The following is a 15,011-nucleotide window of genomic DNA, read 5'->3' on the forward strand; positions in this document are numbered from 1 at the left end:
CTCCGCAATCAACTGCTCTGCGGCGGGGCCGTTAAGGCTTAAAACCGGTTGCGTGTGCTGCTGCCGGTCTAACTCAAGCGCGGTTTTATCGCGGCTTTCGAGGTGGATCGCAAGCTGCGGGATCCGCGCCACAGCAGCTGTGCACAACAGCCGCGAGGAGCCATCGCGCAGCTGCACCTTGCCCGCGATAGCGAGATCGCGATCAAGCCAGCTGTTTAGCAGCGGGCCGCCGTAAACCTCCACGTTCAGCTGCTGCCAACCGTGCGCGCCGCCGGCGGCAACCGGCTTCACCATAAAGCCGGGAGAGTCAGTGTGCGCCCCAAAGATCCGCACCGCAAATCCCGGCTGCGGCGCTGCTGCGCCGTGCTCACCGCCCACTTTCCAGGCGATAAACGCGCCGTCTCGCACCGTATAACCGGTCGCGCCCGCCGCGAGCTGTGGCCACGCCGTGGTTTCGGCGTGATACTGAAAACCCTGCTCTGCGAGCAGCCGCGCTGCCGCAGCCACCGCGTGGTGCGAGGTAGGCGACTCCGTCACGTACTGCGCGATTGCCTCCACATAGGCTGCTTGTGACGCTAAAGCTGTAGACAGTTGCTGTGCATGGGTGGTGTCACCCGTCGAACGGTGCGGAAATTCTGCTTCGAAAGTCATACTTCAACTGTGCCAGAGTTCCCCGCTGGCACTGGGGAGTACGCGCCACAAACACCAAAGCAAAAGCAACAGCGGGCGTGGCCATTTGACCACGCCCGCTGTTTTTGCATCTCGAAACTTAGTCTAGTTCGGTGCCGATAATGTCACCGCTTGGCTGATTAAAGGCGGCCAGGAAGTGCGCCAGGGTGCGTGCACCCACACCGGTTGCGCCGGCTGAACGCCACAGCTTATCGGAGGTAGCCTCCATGGTGCCGGCAATATCGAGGTGACCCCATGGGGTGCCGTCAACGAACTCGTTGAGGAACAGCGCCGCGGTGATTGCACCGCCCTCACGGGCACCAATGTTTGCGAAATCAGCCACGTTTGATTTCATGGTTTCTTTCAGCCGCAGGTCGAGCGGCATCTGCCATGCCACATCGTCTGCTTTAGCACCAGCTGCGATGAGCTGATCCACCACATCCTGATTATTACCCATAACCGCAGTGGTTTCGGTGCCGAATGCCATCAAAGCGGCACCGGTCAAAGTTGCGATATCTACCAGCGCATCTGGGCGCGGCTCCAGTTCGGTTGCCAGCACCAGACCGTCAGCCAGCACCAGGCGACCCTCAGCGTCAGTGTTTTTGACCTCGGCGGTTTTGCCGTTGCGGTAAGTCAGCACATCACCGAGCTTGGTGGCACTGCCGGATGGCATATTGTCGGTGCACATCATGAAACCGGTAACCGCAACATCCACCTTGAGATCAGCCAGCGCGGTCATCGCGCCAAACAGTGAAACGGCGCCCATCATGTCCATCTTCATGATGCAGTGTGATGGATCAGATGGCTTCAGGCTAATACCGCCGGAGTCATACATGATGCCTTTACCAACCAAGCCAACATGCGCTCGCGCATTTTCCGGCTTGTAGCTGAGTTTAATAACCCGTGGTTCTTCAACGCTGCCGGCGTTTACACCCAGCATGCCCTCTAGGCGCAGTTCCTGAATCTTAGCGAGGTCAAAGACTTCTACTTCCAACCCAAACTGTGGGCCAACCTCGGCAACAACCTCTGCGAGTTTTGTCGCGGTGAGGTGGCGTGGTGGGGTGTTAGCGAGGTCGCGAGACAGGCGCGCAGCACGCGACAGCGCCACTCCCTGGGCGATGCCCTCCTGCGCCAGCTCGGTGTCTGCGGTTGCCACCACGGTGATTTTGGTGAGTGGCACGAGCTTCCGCTCAGTTTTCAGCTCTTCGTATGCGTAGCGCGCGAGCAGTGCGCCCTCTACCGCGGCGCGTGCCGCACCACGGGCGCAGGTGTCACCGCGGTGCAGGGTTTCCAGCTCGAAGCTAATCTCGGCCTCTTTGTTTGCCGCACGCACAAAAGCGGCAACCGCGTTGCGCGCCTCGGCAGCGTTTTTAACGCCTTTGCCGATACCCACGAGCACGGTTACTGGCTCGCCAGGCAGCACGTAGGTTTGACCTTTCGCGCCGGTAAAACCGGCAAGTTTTAGTTCTTCACGGCTGAGCTCTACCGTCTGCGGGAGCTCACCCTCGCTAGTTACCCAGACCGCAACTGCGCCGGTTGCTGCCGCGGTTGCGGCAACTGCAATCTCCGGTGACTGCGTCAGGGATGGAACAGGATTGTATTTTGGGTCAATTACAAGGTTCATATCTACTAGCCTAGCGCCTTCAAATTAGAGACGTGCAACAAATCACAGCCGCGACTGACGCAACTTCATAAAGTTTTGCGAGATGCTAGCCGATATAATTCATCTGATGATACTCTTATCAGGCAACCAAGTCCTGCTGATTAGGTAAAATACAAGAACGGTTTAACTTCGATGACGCTAGCTGGATTTTTAATTGGCTTCCGGGAAGGCCTGGAAGCCGCCCTGGTGATTGGCATTTTGCTCGCCTACGCCACGAAACTGCAGCGCCACGATGTGAAACGCAAAATCTGGTACGGCGTAGCAGCTGCGGTTCTGGCATCGCTTGCCGCCGGCGCTTTTTTCACTTTCGGGCGCACCCAACTCACCTTTTTTCAGCAAGAACTAATCGGCGGCACCATGTCACTGTTGGCGGTCGCAATGATCACCTGGATGGTTTTCTGGATGCTCAAAACCGGCTCCCGACTGCGCGCAGAACTGGAGCAGGGCATGAATCGCGCGCTACTGCTGGGCAGCGGCACCGCAATTTTCTGGCTGGCTTTTGTGACAGTTGCCAGAGAGGGCCTTGAAACCACTATTTTGCTGTGGGGGTGGATCAACTCCGCCGTCGCGCTCGGCGCCGCGGTCGCGGGCATCATCGTCGCCACCGGCTTTGGGATTTTAATTAACCGCGGCGCGGTGCGGGCAAACCTCCGGGCGTTCTTTACCTGGACTGGCGCTTTCCTGCTACTGGTGAGCGCCGGCGTGCTGGCGTACGGCATCCACGACCTGCAAGAAGCAGCAATCTTGCCGGGCCCATTCTCGGGACACCCGATTACCCCGACAAATTTCCGCACCGGCGATGTGCTGACCGGCTTCGAGGGCCCTTTCTGGGGCGCAGCGTTCCCGTTTGGTTGGGCATTTAATGTCGAACACGTGATTGCTCCGGGCACTCCGCTAGCCGCACTGCTGCAGGGCACAATCGGGTTTGTGCCGCAGATGAGCTGGCTCGCAGTGCTGGCTTGGGCGCTCTATTTGCGCTTCACGATTCCAGCTTTTGTGCGGATCAGCCGCCGCAAAACCAAGTTTTCCGCCTCCTCAGGGCAGATTACAAAAGGAGAAAACCATGAAGAAACACACCAGGGCTGCGAGCACAGCGGCCACCATCGCGGCGGGGGCGCTGCTGCTGAGCGGCTGCGCTGACACCGCGGCTGAGCAGACCGCGGCACCAGCTGCGGGTAACGTGCTGAATGTCAGCTCCACCGAAACCGATTGCAAAGTTTCAGCCGCAACCGCAACCAGCGGTAACGTCACCTTCAAAATCAGCAACGAAGGCTCACAGACCACCGAGTTCTACCTCCTGGGCAGCGACGGGCTACGGATTGTGTCTGAAAAAGAAAACATCACTCCGGGCGCCAGCGCTGACCTCACGGTGACGCTGCAGCCGGGAGACTACTTCACCGCCTGCAAGCCGGGGATGCGCGGCGCGAACATCGGCAAAGCTGCGTTTACCGTGACCGGCGACAAGGTTGAGCTCACCGGTGACGATCAGGCGCTGTTTGATCAGGTGGTTGTTGATTACGTCAATTTCGTAAAGAACGAGGTTGCGGAGCTGGTGCCGGGCGCTACCGAGTTTGCGAACGCATACATTGCCGGTGACGACGACAAGGCGCGTGAGCTCTACGCTAACATCCGCGTCCACTATGAGCGCATCGAACCGATTGCGGAAGCCCTTGGCGTGCTGGATCCACGCATCGATTATCGTGAGGTTGACTATTTGGCTGAAGCTGACCAGCTAAAGGCTGACGATCCGACCTACACCGAGTGGCTGGGTTTCCACCGCATGGAGAAAGACCTGTGGGTTCCGGAGCGGGATGCGCTTAACGCTGACGGCACCAACGCTTGGGAGGGTTGGGAGCCTTCAACCCCGGAGCAGCGCAAGGTGATTGGCGAAACCCTAATCGCGGATGTTGAGCGGCTCTACACCGCGGTGCACGACGAAAACTTCATCGCAGACAACCAGATTACCGTGGCAACTGTGTCTAACGGCGCCTCTGGCCTGCTGGAAGAGATCGCCGTGGGCAAGGTGACCGGCGAGGAAAACTGGTGGTCACACTACGACCTCTATGACTTCCAGGCTAACCTTGAAGGCTCACGCATCGCGTTTGACCTGGTAGCGCCGATTGCTGAGCGCAAGGGCGCGGAGGGCGAGAAGCTGGTGCAGGAAATCAACGCGGAGTTTGATAAGTTGCAGCAGCTGCTCAGCAAGTATGGCAGCCTAGACAAGGGCTTCGTGCTGTATGACACCGTCGATGCCCAGCAGCAGAAAGAGCTCACCGCACAGATTGATGCGACTCGTGAGCCACTGTCTAAGCTGACCGCAACGGTTTTGGGAATCTCTGAGTAACCGTCGCTACACCGCACTGTAAAACCAGGTGCGGGTTTACCCGCGGCTCGCCGCAGGTGAACCCGCACCAATTTTTATCCCAGCCCGACTGCGATTAGCGCCGCATGCGCCGCCCAATCACCACCGCTGCACCGCCGCCTAGAATCACCACAGCGGCAATCACCCACACCAGCGCCTGATTACCGTTGCCAGTAATTGCAAGCGGTGCTTTATCAGCGACCTTAGCGTTGTGCGCTGTCGCGGCTTTTTCAGCGGTCGGCTGAGTCGCAGCACCACCCGCAGGGGCAGTCACTTCACCGGTAGCAGGTGGCACCGCAGCTGCCTGCACCGCAAAGGCAACACCTGCCTCCCTGGTGGTTAATCCCACTTTCTGGATCACCCGCAGCTCATGCTGCCCGACCGCGGCACCAGCTGGCACCGTAAAGCTCAGTTCCGCCGTGCCCGCTGCGTCCGCGGTAACCGTGCCAAGCGCAAGCGGGTCAGAGTGCAAACTGAAATCAGCTGCTGCACCGGGCTGCAAGCCGGTTGCGGTGACTGTCACGGTGTCGCCCACCGCAGCTGCTCCGGCACTCACCTGCAGCGTTGCGACTGCCGGCTGCTGCACCTGCAGCTGCAGCATGTGCAGCTGCGGCTCCGTGCCTAACTGGCTGAAGTTTGCCGGCGCAGCAACCACCAGCTGCAGCTGCTCGGCAGAGGCTGCCAAAGCGGCAAAGCTGCGCCCGAAGCGCGCTTCAGCCACGGTGCTGTGGAACACCTGGACGCGCGGATCCACCGCAGCCATCTCCTGCAGCGACCGCGGCAACGCATTCACCCCGTTTTCAAGCAGCACCTGAGCATCAAGCACCACTGCATAACCTGATTTTTCTGGAGCATCGCCGATAACACCGTCCATAGCCCCCAGCAACAGCTGGGTAGTGCCGCCGGTGCGCACCGCTGCCACCATGTTTTCTCCGAGGTGGTCGCCGGCGCTCAACCCAGTCAGCCACCAACCACGCGGCACAGCTGCAGCGTCGCTCACACTCGGAGCGCCCGTCGCCTGCGGCGCAGTGCTTACTGTGTCAGCGGCTGCACTGCCCAGCACCACGGCCGCGCCTCCCGGACGCTCCGCGCCCTGCACATTTTCATCACCCGGCGCTCCCAGCAACAAATCAGCGAAACCGTCGCCGTTAATATCGCCGATGCCCGCAACCGAGGTGCCCAGCAGCGCGTGCCCAGATTCCGGACCGAGCACAGTGAAACCACTGAAGCCCTGCTGCAAATTCAACTCACTGCAGGCGCTTAAAGGCACCGCGGTCAGCACATAGGCGGCACCAGCAAACTGCCCGCCCTGAGACGAGTTCGGCGATCCCAAAACCAAATCTTGCTTCCCGTCACCGTTCACATCGCCGGCTGCGGCCGCGGCAAGAACAGTGTGTGAGCCGCCAGTTACAATCTTGGTTGCCTGCTGTGGATCAAACTGCCCCGACTCTGGCAAACGGTCGTACAGGTAAACGGCGTTGGCGGTTACGATTGCAAACTCTGCACGGCCATCACCGGTGAGGTCGCCCACCGGAAACGCTTTCAGAATCTGGTAACCGTTCAGGCGCACCCCGGCAGCACCGATTTCACTCAGCGCGCCACCCTGCAAACTTGCCGCACCGAACACGATTGTGGTGCTTTCAGCTTGCGAGGTGAAAAGCATGTCGGCGAAACCGTCACCGTTCAAGTCACCGTCGCAGGCCACGTTAATGCCCATGTTGAAGCTGCTGCCTCCGGGGGTAAAAACTATTGGGGTGCTGGCCGCGGTGACCGGGCCCAGGTAGACCGCGGCTTGTTGCTCGGTAAACCAGTACGAACCGGTGATGTAATCAAGCACGCCGTCGCCGTTCACGTCACAGCTGGCCGAAGTTGAGCCGTAACCGTTTACCGGCCCCGGAATCACGCTATTTTCTGCGGCTGCGGGGGTGACCGCGAGGGAGGTCATGGCGAGCGCCGCGGCGGCCGAAAAAGTCAGAGTTTTAGATAGCAGAGACATTTTCATCTTTCAACAAGAGACACAAAACACAGAGCACTTAGGCTCACCTAAAATATATCTGATGTTTGTGAATCAGTAAAGACCGTGGCTCGACAACACCGTGAAAATAGCGGATACTGGGAATACCGCATCACAGCATCACAGCACCACAGCACCACAGCGCCACAGCGCCAACCAGAAAGCAACCACCGTGACTAACAACAGCCAGCACAGCCACCTCGTTTTCGACGGCGAGTGCGGGATGTGCACCCGCGCCGCGCTGTGGCTGTCACGGCAAGCTGGCGGCTCCAACATCACGCTTTTACCATCACAAAACGCGGGCACCCTGGAGCGTTTTGCGATTACCGCCGGCGAAGCAGAACACACAGTTTTCTTCATCACCCCAGACGGTCGCATGCTGCAGGGCGCAGCCGCGGTCACCGCGGCTTTAGATGTAGCGCGCAACACCCGGCTCTTCACGCGACTCTACCGGCTTCCCGGCTGCGGCCGACTGCTGGAGCGCGGCTATCGCTGGGTCGCCGCAAACCGCTATCGCTTTAAGGGAGTCACCCCGTGGTGCACGCGGCACCCGGAGCAGTGCCCCGAAAGCACCGGCGCGAGTGGGTGCACCATCCCCGGCAGCTAACGGCAATAATGCTTCAATCAGCCGGCGGTGAACAGCTGGTGCCCGATATACTGCCCGTCTTGCACTCCTGGCGGCACCAGGAAAACTGCAGACCCGGTGGTTTTGAGGTATTCCACAAACATGTCATCGCGCGCCATGTTCTTGTGCACTGCGGCAAAATTCTCTGGCTGATTCACGAAAGCAATAAAGAACAGCCCGGCATCAAGCTTGCCCTGCGGGTCATTACCGTCAACAAAGTTGTAGCCGCGCCGCAGCATCTTAATACCGCGGTTATTGCTCGGGTGCACCCGCGCCACGTGCGAGCGCTCATCAATCAGCAGTTCCCCGTCGGGGCCGCGCTTAGTAAAATCAGGCTCGGTGAACTCAGTGCCACCCGAGAGCGGTGCGCCTTCGCGCTTATCTCGCCCGGTCACTCGCTCCTGTTCCCCCAGCTGCAGGCTGTCCCACACCTCGATCGTCATATTAATGCGGCGTGCCACCAGGTAGCTCCCGCCTACCGCCCACTGCGGCCCAAGCTCGGGGGTAATCCACACATGCTGCTCTAGCTCCGCGGTATCTTCTGCTCTCAGGTTCGCCGTGCCGTCTTTTAACCCGAACAGGTTGCGCGGCGTTTTTTGACTGCGCGTTGTTGCCGAGGTGCGCCCAAACCCCAGCTGCGACCAGCGAATTTGCGCCCGCCCAAAAGCAATGCGGCTGAGGTTGCGAATCGCGTGCACCGCGACCTGTGGGTCGTCAGCGCAGGCCTGAATGCACAGGTCGCCGTCAGAGCGTTCGGGCCTCATGAAGTCGTTGCGCATTTTGCCGAGCGGTTTAAAGTGCGCCGGCAGCAGATGCGCCAATCCGAAACGGTCCTCCCCGCTGGCGGTCTGAAACAGACTGCGGCCAAACCCGAAAGTGATGGTAAGCCCGGCGGGTGCGATATCCACCGCTTCCCCGGTGTCGTCGGGCGGCTGCAGCGAGCCCCCGCCAAAAGCGCCTTTCGCGCTGATTTCAAGCCCCTGAGTGAGGCGACTAGCAGCGTATGTCCAATCCTGCAGCAGCTCGATTAGCTCTTCCCGGGTGAGGTCAGGTGCGACGTCGAATGCCGCAAAGTGCATCCGGTCTTGCATCTCGGTGATGATGCCGGCTTGGTGCTCGCCGTAGAAGGGATAGCTGCGCTGCACGGGGGTGGATCCACCACCGCCGCTAAGCTGGGGCAGCGCCCAGGAGCCGCCCGCGCCCAGCGCCACGCCTGCGGCGCCGGCCCCAAACAGCGCGAGCGCGCCGCGGCGAGACAGCCCGGAGCTTGGCGGCGAAACGGTATCGGGCGCTACAGTGCCAAGCACAGCAGGAGTTGTAGCATCCGGAGCATCCGGTATAGCTGGTGCAGCGGTGTCGGATGCGGCCGCAGTGCCGGCCGCGGGTGCGGTTTCTGATTCTTGCAAAATTTTCACCTCAGTAAATAGATCGCGGCAGAAGCCGGCCTTCACAAAGCAGCTGTTACGCTGCAAAAACCGGGGCTAGCAACTGTTCTGGGGTAACCCGTGGGCCCGCAAAAAACGGGGTTTCTTCTCGCACGTGCAGCCGCGCGCCGGTGGCCCGCAGCTCGCGCATCAGGTCGACGATACGCAATAGCTCGTCACTTTCAAACGCCAGCAGCCATTCATAGTCGCCGAGGCCGAAGCTCGCCACGGTGTTCGCTAGCACGTCACCGTAGTCGCGCGCCGCAGCGCCGTGCTCGCGCAGCAACTGGCTGCGCTCTGCCGCCGGTAGCAGATACCACTCGTAGGAGCGCACAAACGGGTAAAGGCAAATGTAGCCCCGCGGCTCTTCCCCCGCTAAAAACGCAGGCACATGACCGCGGTTAAACTCCGCTGGGCGGTGCACCCCGATGTTAGACCAGGTGGGCTGCAGATTCCCGCTCCCCCACTCCACAATCAACTTGTAGGCTTGCTGCAGCGGCTCCGGGGTGGGGGCGTGCAGCCACACCAGCACGTCAGTGTCTGCGCGGAAACCCGCAATGTCATACCAGCCGCGCACCACCAAATCAGGGATTGCGTCCAGCTGAGTAAGCAGCTGCTGCACCGTGTCACTGGCGGCAACCGGTGTGGTGTTTTGCCGCTCAGCAATACTGAATGCGGCATACATGGTGTAGTTGATGGAGTCGTTAATAGCTGCCGCGACTGCGCTGTGATCAACCACCGAACGAGTATTTGCTGTGGTCACCTTTCCCCCTAGTCTGCTTCGCCTGCCAGCACCGGAATTCCGGTGACCTCGTTAAACCGCATCCGGCAGCTGCCGGCCGGCTCGGTATCACCAAACGCAGGCAGTGCTCCCACCGTCGGCGCTGCCACGGTCTCACCGTTTTCCCGAGCTGCGCGCTCCAGCACCATGTCTACCAGCGCTGAGATAAACACCGGGTGCACCCCCACGGTTGCCGCGCGTGCTGCCGCCATGCCGTGCTCTGCCGCGGTTTCCAGCGCCTCCTCGTCAAGGTCGTAGGCGACTTCCATGTGGTCAGACACAAACCCGATTGGCGCAATAACCACCTGGCGCACTCCCGCGGCTGCCAGATCCGCCAAGCGATCATTAATATCCGGCTCAAGCCATGGGGTACGTGGATCGCCCGAGCGCGAACAGTAAGACAGGCTGGAGGCAAATTTCACACCGTATTTCTCGGCCAGCATATCGTCAATTACAGCGCGCACATCTTCGTGTTGCTCACGGTAGCCTGGGCCGGTTACCGCCGACGCGAGCTGCATCGTGTCGGGGATGGAGTGCGTAACGTAGGCGATGTGGGTTGTTGCGGCGGCTGCCTCCGGCAGACTGTCAAGCGCGGCCGCGATGTTGAGGAAGTTCGCACGCACAAAACCCGGGTCGTTAAAGTAGGCGCGCAGCACGTCAAGCTGCGGTGCCGCGGCGCCGAGCTCCTCCCGCGCCGCAGCCAAGTGCTCCCGGTACTGACGACTACCCGAGTAGGAATTGTAGGCGCTGGTGATCAGGGTCAAAACTCTTTTCGCCCCGAACGCTGCCGCGTCGCGCAGGGTATCAACGGTGTACGGGTGCCAGTTGCGATTACCCCAGATCACCGGCAGATCATAGCCTCTGGCGGCAAGCTCCCGCTGCAGCGCCGCCACGAGTTCCAGGTTCTGCTCGTTAATTGGGCTTTTGCCGCCAAAACCGTAGTAGTGTTCGCCAACCTCGGCAAGGCGCTCAGTCGGGATATTTTTACCGCGGGTGACGTTCTGCAGAAAGGGCAGCACGTCATCCGGGTGGTTTGGTCCACCAAAAGAACAAACTAACAGCGCATCATACGGAGCAATTTTTTTAGCCATGTTTTAACGCTATCACCAAATTCCCATACATCAGATGTATATCATCAGATGTAGCAGGATTTTGCTCAAAATTTTTCTAAGGACCGATGCCATGTCTCGCAGTGCCCCCTGGCTTCTCGCCATTTTAGGCACCCTGCTGCTTGTAGCCTGCGGTTTCTTCTCGCTGCTCGCGGGCACCGCGTCGCTAACTCCGCAGACCGCGCTGCGCACAATTTTTGACCCCGGCAACGCAGACGTCACCGACGCGGCGGTTATCTGGTCGATCCGTATGCCGCGCATCATCGTCGCGATGCTCGTCGGGGCCGCCCTCGCCACGGTCGGCGCGGTGATGCAAGCACTGCTTCGCAACTCCCTCGCTGATCCCGGCGTTACAGGGGTTTCCGCTGGGGCCGCTGTCGGCGCGATCAGCGCCATCACCCTCGGAGTCAGCGGGGCAATCAACTGGACGGTACCGCTCAGCGCCTTCCTCGGCGCCGCCGCCATCGCCGGCGTGCTGCAACTGGTGCTGCACTTTAAACGCCACATTGACACCACCAGCATCATCCTCGTCGGAGTTTCAATCAACTCCCTCGCCGGCGCGCTGATCCACATCCTCATCGCCAACGCCACCGAAGATTCGCTGGTGCGTTCTGCATTTTTCTGGCTTGCCGGCGATCTTGAGTTACGCAGCTGGGAGCACGTCTGGCTGGCTGCAGTGCCGGTGCTCGCCGGGGTCGCACTGCTGTTGCTGCGGGCCCACTCCCTCAACGCTTTCTCCCTGGGCGAGCAGATTGCCGCCACCAGCGGCGTCTCTGTCGCCCGCGAGCGCGCCCTCCTGCTGCTTTTGGCATCACTAATTACCGGTGCCGCTGTCGCGGTCAGCGGCATCATCAGCTTCGTGGGTTTGGTGGTGCCGCACGCTATTCGCCTGCTCAGCGGCGCCAATCATGCAACCATGCTGCCGCTTTCGGCGCTCGGCGGCGCGATTTTCCTGGTGCTCGCTGACACCCTCGCCCGCACCGCTTTCGGCGCGGTGGTGGTGCAAACCGGCGTCGTTGCGGCGCTCGTGGGCGCCCCGATTTTCTTGCTGTTGCTGCTGCGGAGGCACCCGGCATGAAAATCTTCGCACCCACCTGTCCGCTGCTGCAGCACACCCTCACCCTGGAGGGTTTTGGCGCTTACCGCGCCGGCCGGGCGCTGAGCGAGCCACTCAACATTCACCTGCTCCCTGGCACCGTGCTGGGGGTTGTCGGCCCCAACGGCGCCGGGAAATCTTCCCTGCTGGCGGCGATTGCGCAGGCGGGAGTGCAACACTTCGGCAGCATCCGCTACAACGGCGCGAATTTGACCCGAGTTTCCGCGCTTAAACGCTCCAAGCTGCTGGGCATGCTGACCCAGAACACCGCGGCTCCCCCGGAGCTGACGGTCGCAGAACTGGTGCAAATCGGCGCCCGCGCTAGCCGCCAAACCGATGCCGCTGCGGCAACCCATGAGGCTCTTGCTGCTTTGGGAATTGCGGATCTCGCTACCCGCCGCTGCGGCACCCTCTCTGGAGGGCAACTACAGTTAGCCCAGCTCGCCCGAGTACTGGCGCAAAACACCCCGATAATGCTGTTCGATGAGCCCACCAGCGCGCTTGATTTGCTGCATCAAAAAGCGATAGAGCAGACCATGCGGCGGCTCGGTAACGAAGGCAAAATCGTGATTGCGGCGCTGCACGATCTCAACATTGCGCTGAACGCCTGCACCCAGATTCTGCTGCTTGATAAAAACGGCACCAATCTCATCGGCAGCCCGCTCGAAGTTTTACACCCCGACATGGTGCACACCGCATACGGTGTCACCACCAACATTTACACCACGGCTCGCGGCCGCAAATTCATCACCACCGAATAGCGCGTGCTGCAAGCTCCCACAGGAAAGGCAGTCATTTGAAACTCCGTCACCGTTTTGCTACTGTAGCAGCTGGTTTTGCTGCGGCCACGCTGCTACTTGCCGGCTGCACCACGGCAGCTGAAGCTCCGGCAACCGCGCCCGCCACCGAATCCACAGCACAGAGCAACACTCAGGAAGCTACCTGGCCGCGCACTATCACGATTCCGGGTGTGCGCGGCGGCGCAGACACCGAGCTCACAATCCCCGCTGAACCGACGCAGATTGCTGCACTTGATTATGAAAGCGCCGAGGTGGTGGCAGAGCTAGGGCTGGCTTCCAAACTGGTTTTGATTCCGGAGGCGAACCTCAACCCGGCTCTGGGGTCACATCAGGAAGCACTGCAAGACGTCACCGCTTTTCCGGTGGCACAGCAACTGGCTGCTGAGAATGTGCTGGCGGTGAAACCTGACCTGGTGATCCTCAGCCCGCGCCACGGCGCAGACGACACCATCGGTAAGGTGCTGACACAGGCCGGGGTCACGGTGCTGCAGCTGCCGGCGAGCTGGACAAACCAGCAGACCCTCGCCCAGGGTATTTCCCTAATCGGGCAGGCAACCGGGCAAGAAGCCGCGGCGGAGCAGCTGCAGGCCAATATCGCAGCCAAGATTGCCGCCGCGAAGGCGCCGGAGCAGACTGATAAAGCGGTTGTGGTGCTCACCAATCAGGCGGGTCGGCCGTTTATCACCGCGGGTCACGCTTACCCGCTAGAGCTGGTTGAGCTTGCTGGCGCGGTTGATGCCGGCGCACAGCTGCAGTTGGAGCGCACAGGCCCGATTACCGCAGAGCAGCTGGTGCAGTTAGACCCTGCCGGCATCGTCTTAATTGACATGAACGGCAGCGGCGATCGGATGTTTGCGGAGCTGCTGCAGAACCCCGCCGTGGCTTCGCTGCGCAGTATCAGCGCGGATAAAATCCTGCGGGTAACCGGCAAAGAAGTGCAGGCGGTGGGGTTGGCTAACAGCGCTTCCGGACTAGCCAAGCTGACCGCTTGGGTGCAGACCCTCTAAGGGGCAAGCGCGGCGCGGGTTAAAGCGCCGGCACACACAGCGTCGGCACGGAGCTGCGCACTTACGAAGCAGCGCCGGCACGGAAAAAACCGCTCCACTGCGCTAAATTCTAGGCGTATATCGGCCGAAACTATCACTGTGTGGCCACACCGTAACTCAGGGTGTGGCCACACTTATTTTTTAGGCGCGCCGAAACCGACACTTCAGGTTTTTAAAGTCTCGAAAGCTGTTTTCACTAAGCCAATCCGGGTGCTAATGTAGGCTACGCTGCTTTTTGCAGCCCCATGAAAAACAACACCAGGTAGGAAATTTTGACAGCTCAGCACGCCGCGCCACAGCACTCCGCACAGGCACCGCAGCACTCGCAGGATACGCACAGCGCCACCCCGGCATACGTGTCCCCGCATGACTACGATCACTCGCACGCGGATGTCTCCAGCGGCTGGCTGCGCGCTGCGGTTTTCGGCGCGATGGACGGCCTGGTTTCTAACACCGGTCTGCTGGTAGGTGTTGCGGCGGCGGGAGCCAGCAGCGGCATCATCATCTTGACCGGGGTTTCAGGGCTACTCGCGGGCGGCATTTCAATGGCTCTCGGCGAGTATTCCTCAGTTAAAAGCGCCAACGAGCAGCTCGACAAAGAGGTGCGCACCGAATCAGAGGCACTGAAACGCAACCCCACTGGCGAAGAGCGGGAACTCACCGAGCAGTTCGTGCGCCTGGGCATGTCACCCCACACCGCCGCGCAGGCAGCCCAGGAGGTGCACCTCAATCACGATGCAGCGCTCAGCCTCCATCTCTCCACCGAGCTCGGGCTCACCATCTCCGACCGCCCGTCACCGTGGGTCGCGGCGCTATCGTCACTCGCTGCTTTCAGCACCGGCGCGCTGATCCCGCTGCTGCCATACCTGTTCGGCGGCAGCAGTCTAATTTTGGCGCTGTGTTTTGCATTCTTCGGCCTTGCAGTAACCGGTGGCACAGCGGCCTGGTTCGCCCGCAAGAGCCTCGTGCGCGGAGCCCTGCGACAGCTGCTGTTCGGCGCCGCGGCAATGGCAATCACCTACACCATCGGCCAGCTGCTGGGAGTCAGTGTCGCCTAACTGCCGGTAGGCTAGTTAATTATGACGCAGCAGCAAGCAGCTTCCCTCACTCCAACACCGCAAACTCTGGCTTTCGGGTTCTGCACGGGCACCGCTCCCACGAAGTGGCTGCGCCGCTGGGAGGCTGCCGGATATCCCGCGCACCTAGTGGCATCCGCACTAGATTTAGCGTTTTTTGAGGTGGGGGTGGATCAGCCCGCCCCGCACTCTGCTGCCACGGCTGCGACAGCAGAGGTGCTTACCGCCGGCGGAGTGTGCTTGCTGCGCACAGGTGCTGGTGAGAAACCCGCGCATTTTGGCACCGCTGAGCTTAACAGCGTGTTGCTGTATCAGGAGGAATTCGGGGTTTTGGCGGCAAAAGATG

The 15,011-nt window shown here is 60.7% G+C and carries 13 protein-coding genes and 1 pseudogene; 8 read left to right on the forward strand and 6 right to left on the reverse strand.

Annotated features, from left to right (window positions below; translation table 11 throughout):
* Window positions 1–651: zinc-binding metallopeptidase family protein (locus F5897_RS07505; protein ID WP_484482100.1), on the reverse strand; the 651-nt coding region annotated here is incomplete at its 3' end.
* A 118-nt stretch (window positions 652–769) separates the two neighbouring features.
* Window positions 770–2,293, reverse strand: a complete 1,524-nt coding sequence (locus F5897_RS07510; protein WP_183304331.1) for a leucyl aminopeptidase family protein — start codon at window positions 2,291–2,293, stop codon at window positions 770–772.
* Between the two features lie 171 nt (window positions 2,294–2,464).
* Here F5897_RS07510 and efeU point away from each other — a divergent pair, with 171 nt between their 5' ends.
* Together efeU and efeO are read left to right on the forward strand one after the other, a co-directional pair.
* Window positions 2,465–3,472 carry an iron uptake transporter permease EfeU gene (gene efeU / locus F5897_RS07515; protein ID WP_183305058.1) on the forward strand — a complete coding sequence of 336 codons (1,008 nt, stop codon included), beginning with the start codon at window positions 2,465–2,467 and terminating at the stop codon, window positions 3,470–3,472.
* The gene (gene efeO, locus F5897_RS07520; protein ID WP_124825108.1) at window positions 3,396–4,676 is read left to right on the forward strand and encodes an iron uptake system protein EfeO; all 1,281 of its coding nucleotides are present in this window, start codon (window positions 3,396–3,398) and stop codon (window positions 4,674–4,676) included. Before efeU ends, efeO begins: the two co-directional genes overlap by 77 nt.
* 94 nt (window positions 4,677–4,770) lie before the next feature.
* Here the strand turns inward: efeO and F5897_RS07525 are convergent, their stop codons facing one another.
* On the reverse strand, window positions 4,771–6,690 hold the full coding sequence (locus F5897_RS07525; RefSeq protein ID WP_183305059.1) for a VCBS repeat-containing protein: 1,920 nt from the start codon (window positions 6,688–6,690) through the stop codon (window positions 4,771–4,773).
* Between the two features lie 190 nt (window positions 6,691–6,880).
* On the opposite strand from F5897_RS07525, the gene F5897_RS07530 reads away from it, so the two are divergent.
* A complete protein-coding gene (locus tag F5897_RS07530; RefSeq protein WP_183305060.1) occupies window positions 6,881–7,315 on the forward strand; it encodes a DCC1-like thiol-disulfide oxidoreductase family protein in 435 nt (144 codons plus the stop codon).
* Between the two features lie 17 nt (window positions 7,316–7,332).
* On the opposite strand, the gene efeB is transcribed toward F5897_RS07530, so the two are convergent.
* The 3 genes from efeB to F5897_RS07545 form a co-directional block, all read right to left on the reverse strand.
* Window positions 7,333–8,640: an iron uptake transporter deferrochelatase/peroxidase subunit gene (gene efeB / locus F5897_RS07535; protein ID WP_343048856.1), complete on the reverse strand. Its 1,308-nt coding sequence runs from the start codon at window positions 8,638–8,640 to the stop codon at window positions 7,333–7,335.
* 154 nt (window positions 8,641–8,794) lie between these two features.
* On the reverse strand, window positions 8,795–9,520 hold the full coding sequence (gene hemQ / locus F5897_RS07540) for a hydrogen peroxide-dependent heme synthase (RefSeq protein ID WP_343048855.1): 726 nt from the start codon (window positions 9,518–9,520) through the stop codon (window positions 8,795–8,797).
* A gap of 8 nt (window positions 9,521–9,528) precedes the next feature.
* Window positions 9,529–10,629 (reverse strand): ferrochelatase, encoded by a 1,101-nt coding sequence (locus F5897_RS07545; RefSeq protein WP_183305061.1) that lies wholly within the window; start codon window positions 10,627–10,629, stop codon window positions 9,529–9,531.
* 91 nt (window positions 10,630–10,720) lie between these two features.
* On the opposite strand from F5897_RS07545, the gene F5897_RS07550 reads away from it, so the two are divergent.
* The 5 genes and pseudogenes from F5897_RS07550 to F5897_RS07570 form a co-directional block, all read left to right on the forward strand.
* Window positions 10,721–11,725 (forward strand): FecCD family ABC transporter permease, encoded by a 1,005-nt coding sequence (locus F5897_RS07550; RefSeq protein WP_183305062.1) that lies wholly within the window; start codon window positions 10,721–10,723, stop codon window positions 11,723–11,725.
* Window positions 11,722–12,504 carry an ABC transporter ATP-binding protein gene (locus tag F5897_RS07555; protein ID WP_124825113.1) on the forward strand — a complete coding sequence of 261 codons (783 nt, stop codon included), beginning with the start codon at window positions 11,722–11,724 and terminating at the stop codon, window positions 12,502–12,504. Before F5897_RS07550 ends, F5897_RS07555 begins: the two co-directional genes overlap by 4 nt.
* A gap of 35 nt (window positions 12,505–12,539) precedes the next feature.
* Window positions 12,540–13,550, forward strand: a complete 1,011-nt coding sequence (locus F5897_RS07560; RefSeq protein WP_183305063.1) for an ABC transporter substrate-binding protein — start codon at window positions 12,540–12,542, stop codon at window positions 13,548–13,550.
* Between the two features lie 311 nt (window positions 13,551–13,861).
* Window positions 13,862–14,647: a VIT1/CCC1 transporter family protein gene (locus tag F5897_RS07565; RefSeq protein WP_246332287.1), complete on the forward strand. Its 786-nt coding sequence runs from the start codon at window positions 13,862–13,864 to the stop codon at window positions 14,645–14,647.
* A gap of 21 nt (window positions 14,648–14,668) precedes the next feature.
* A pseudogene (locus tag F5897_RS07570) lies at window positions 14,669–15,011 on the forward strand (hypothetical protein); the annotation flags it as partial.

The organism is Canibacter oris (assembly GCF_014197205.1).
GTDB classification, from domain to species: domain Bacteria; phylum Actinomycetota; class Actinomycetes; order Actinomycetales; family Microbacteriaceae; genus Canibacter; species Canibacter oris.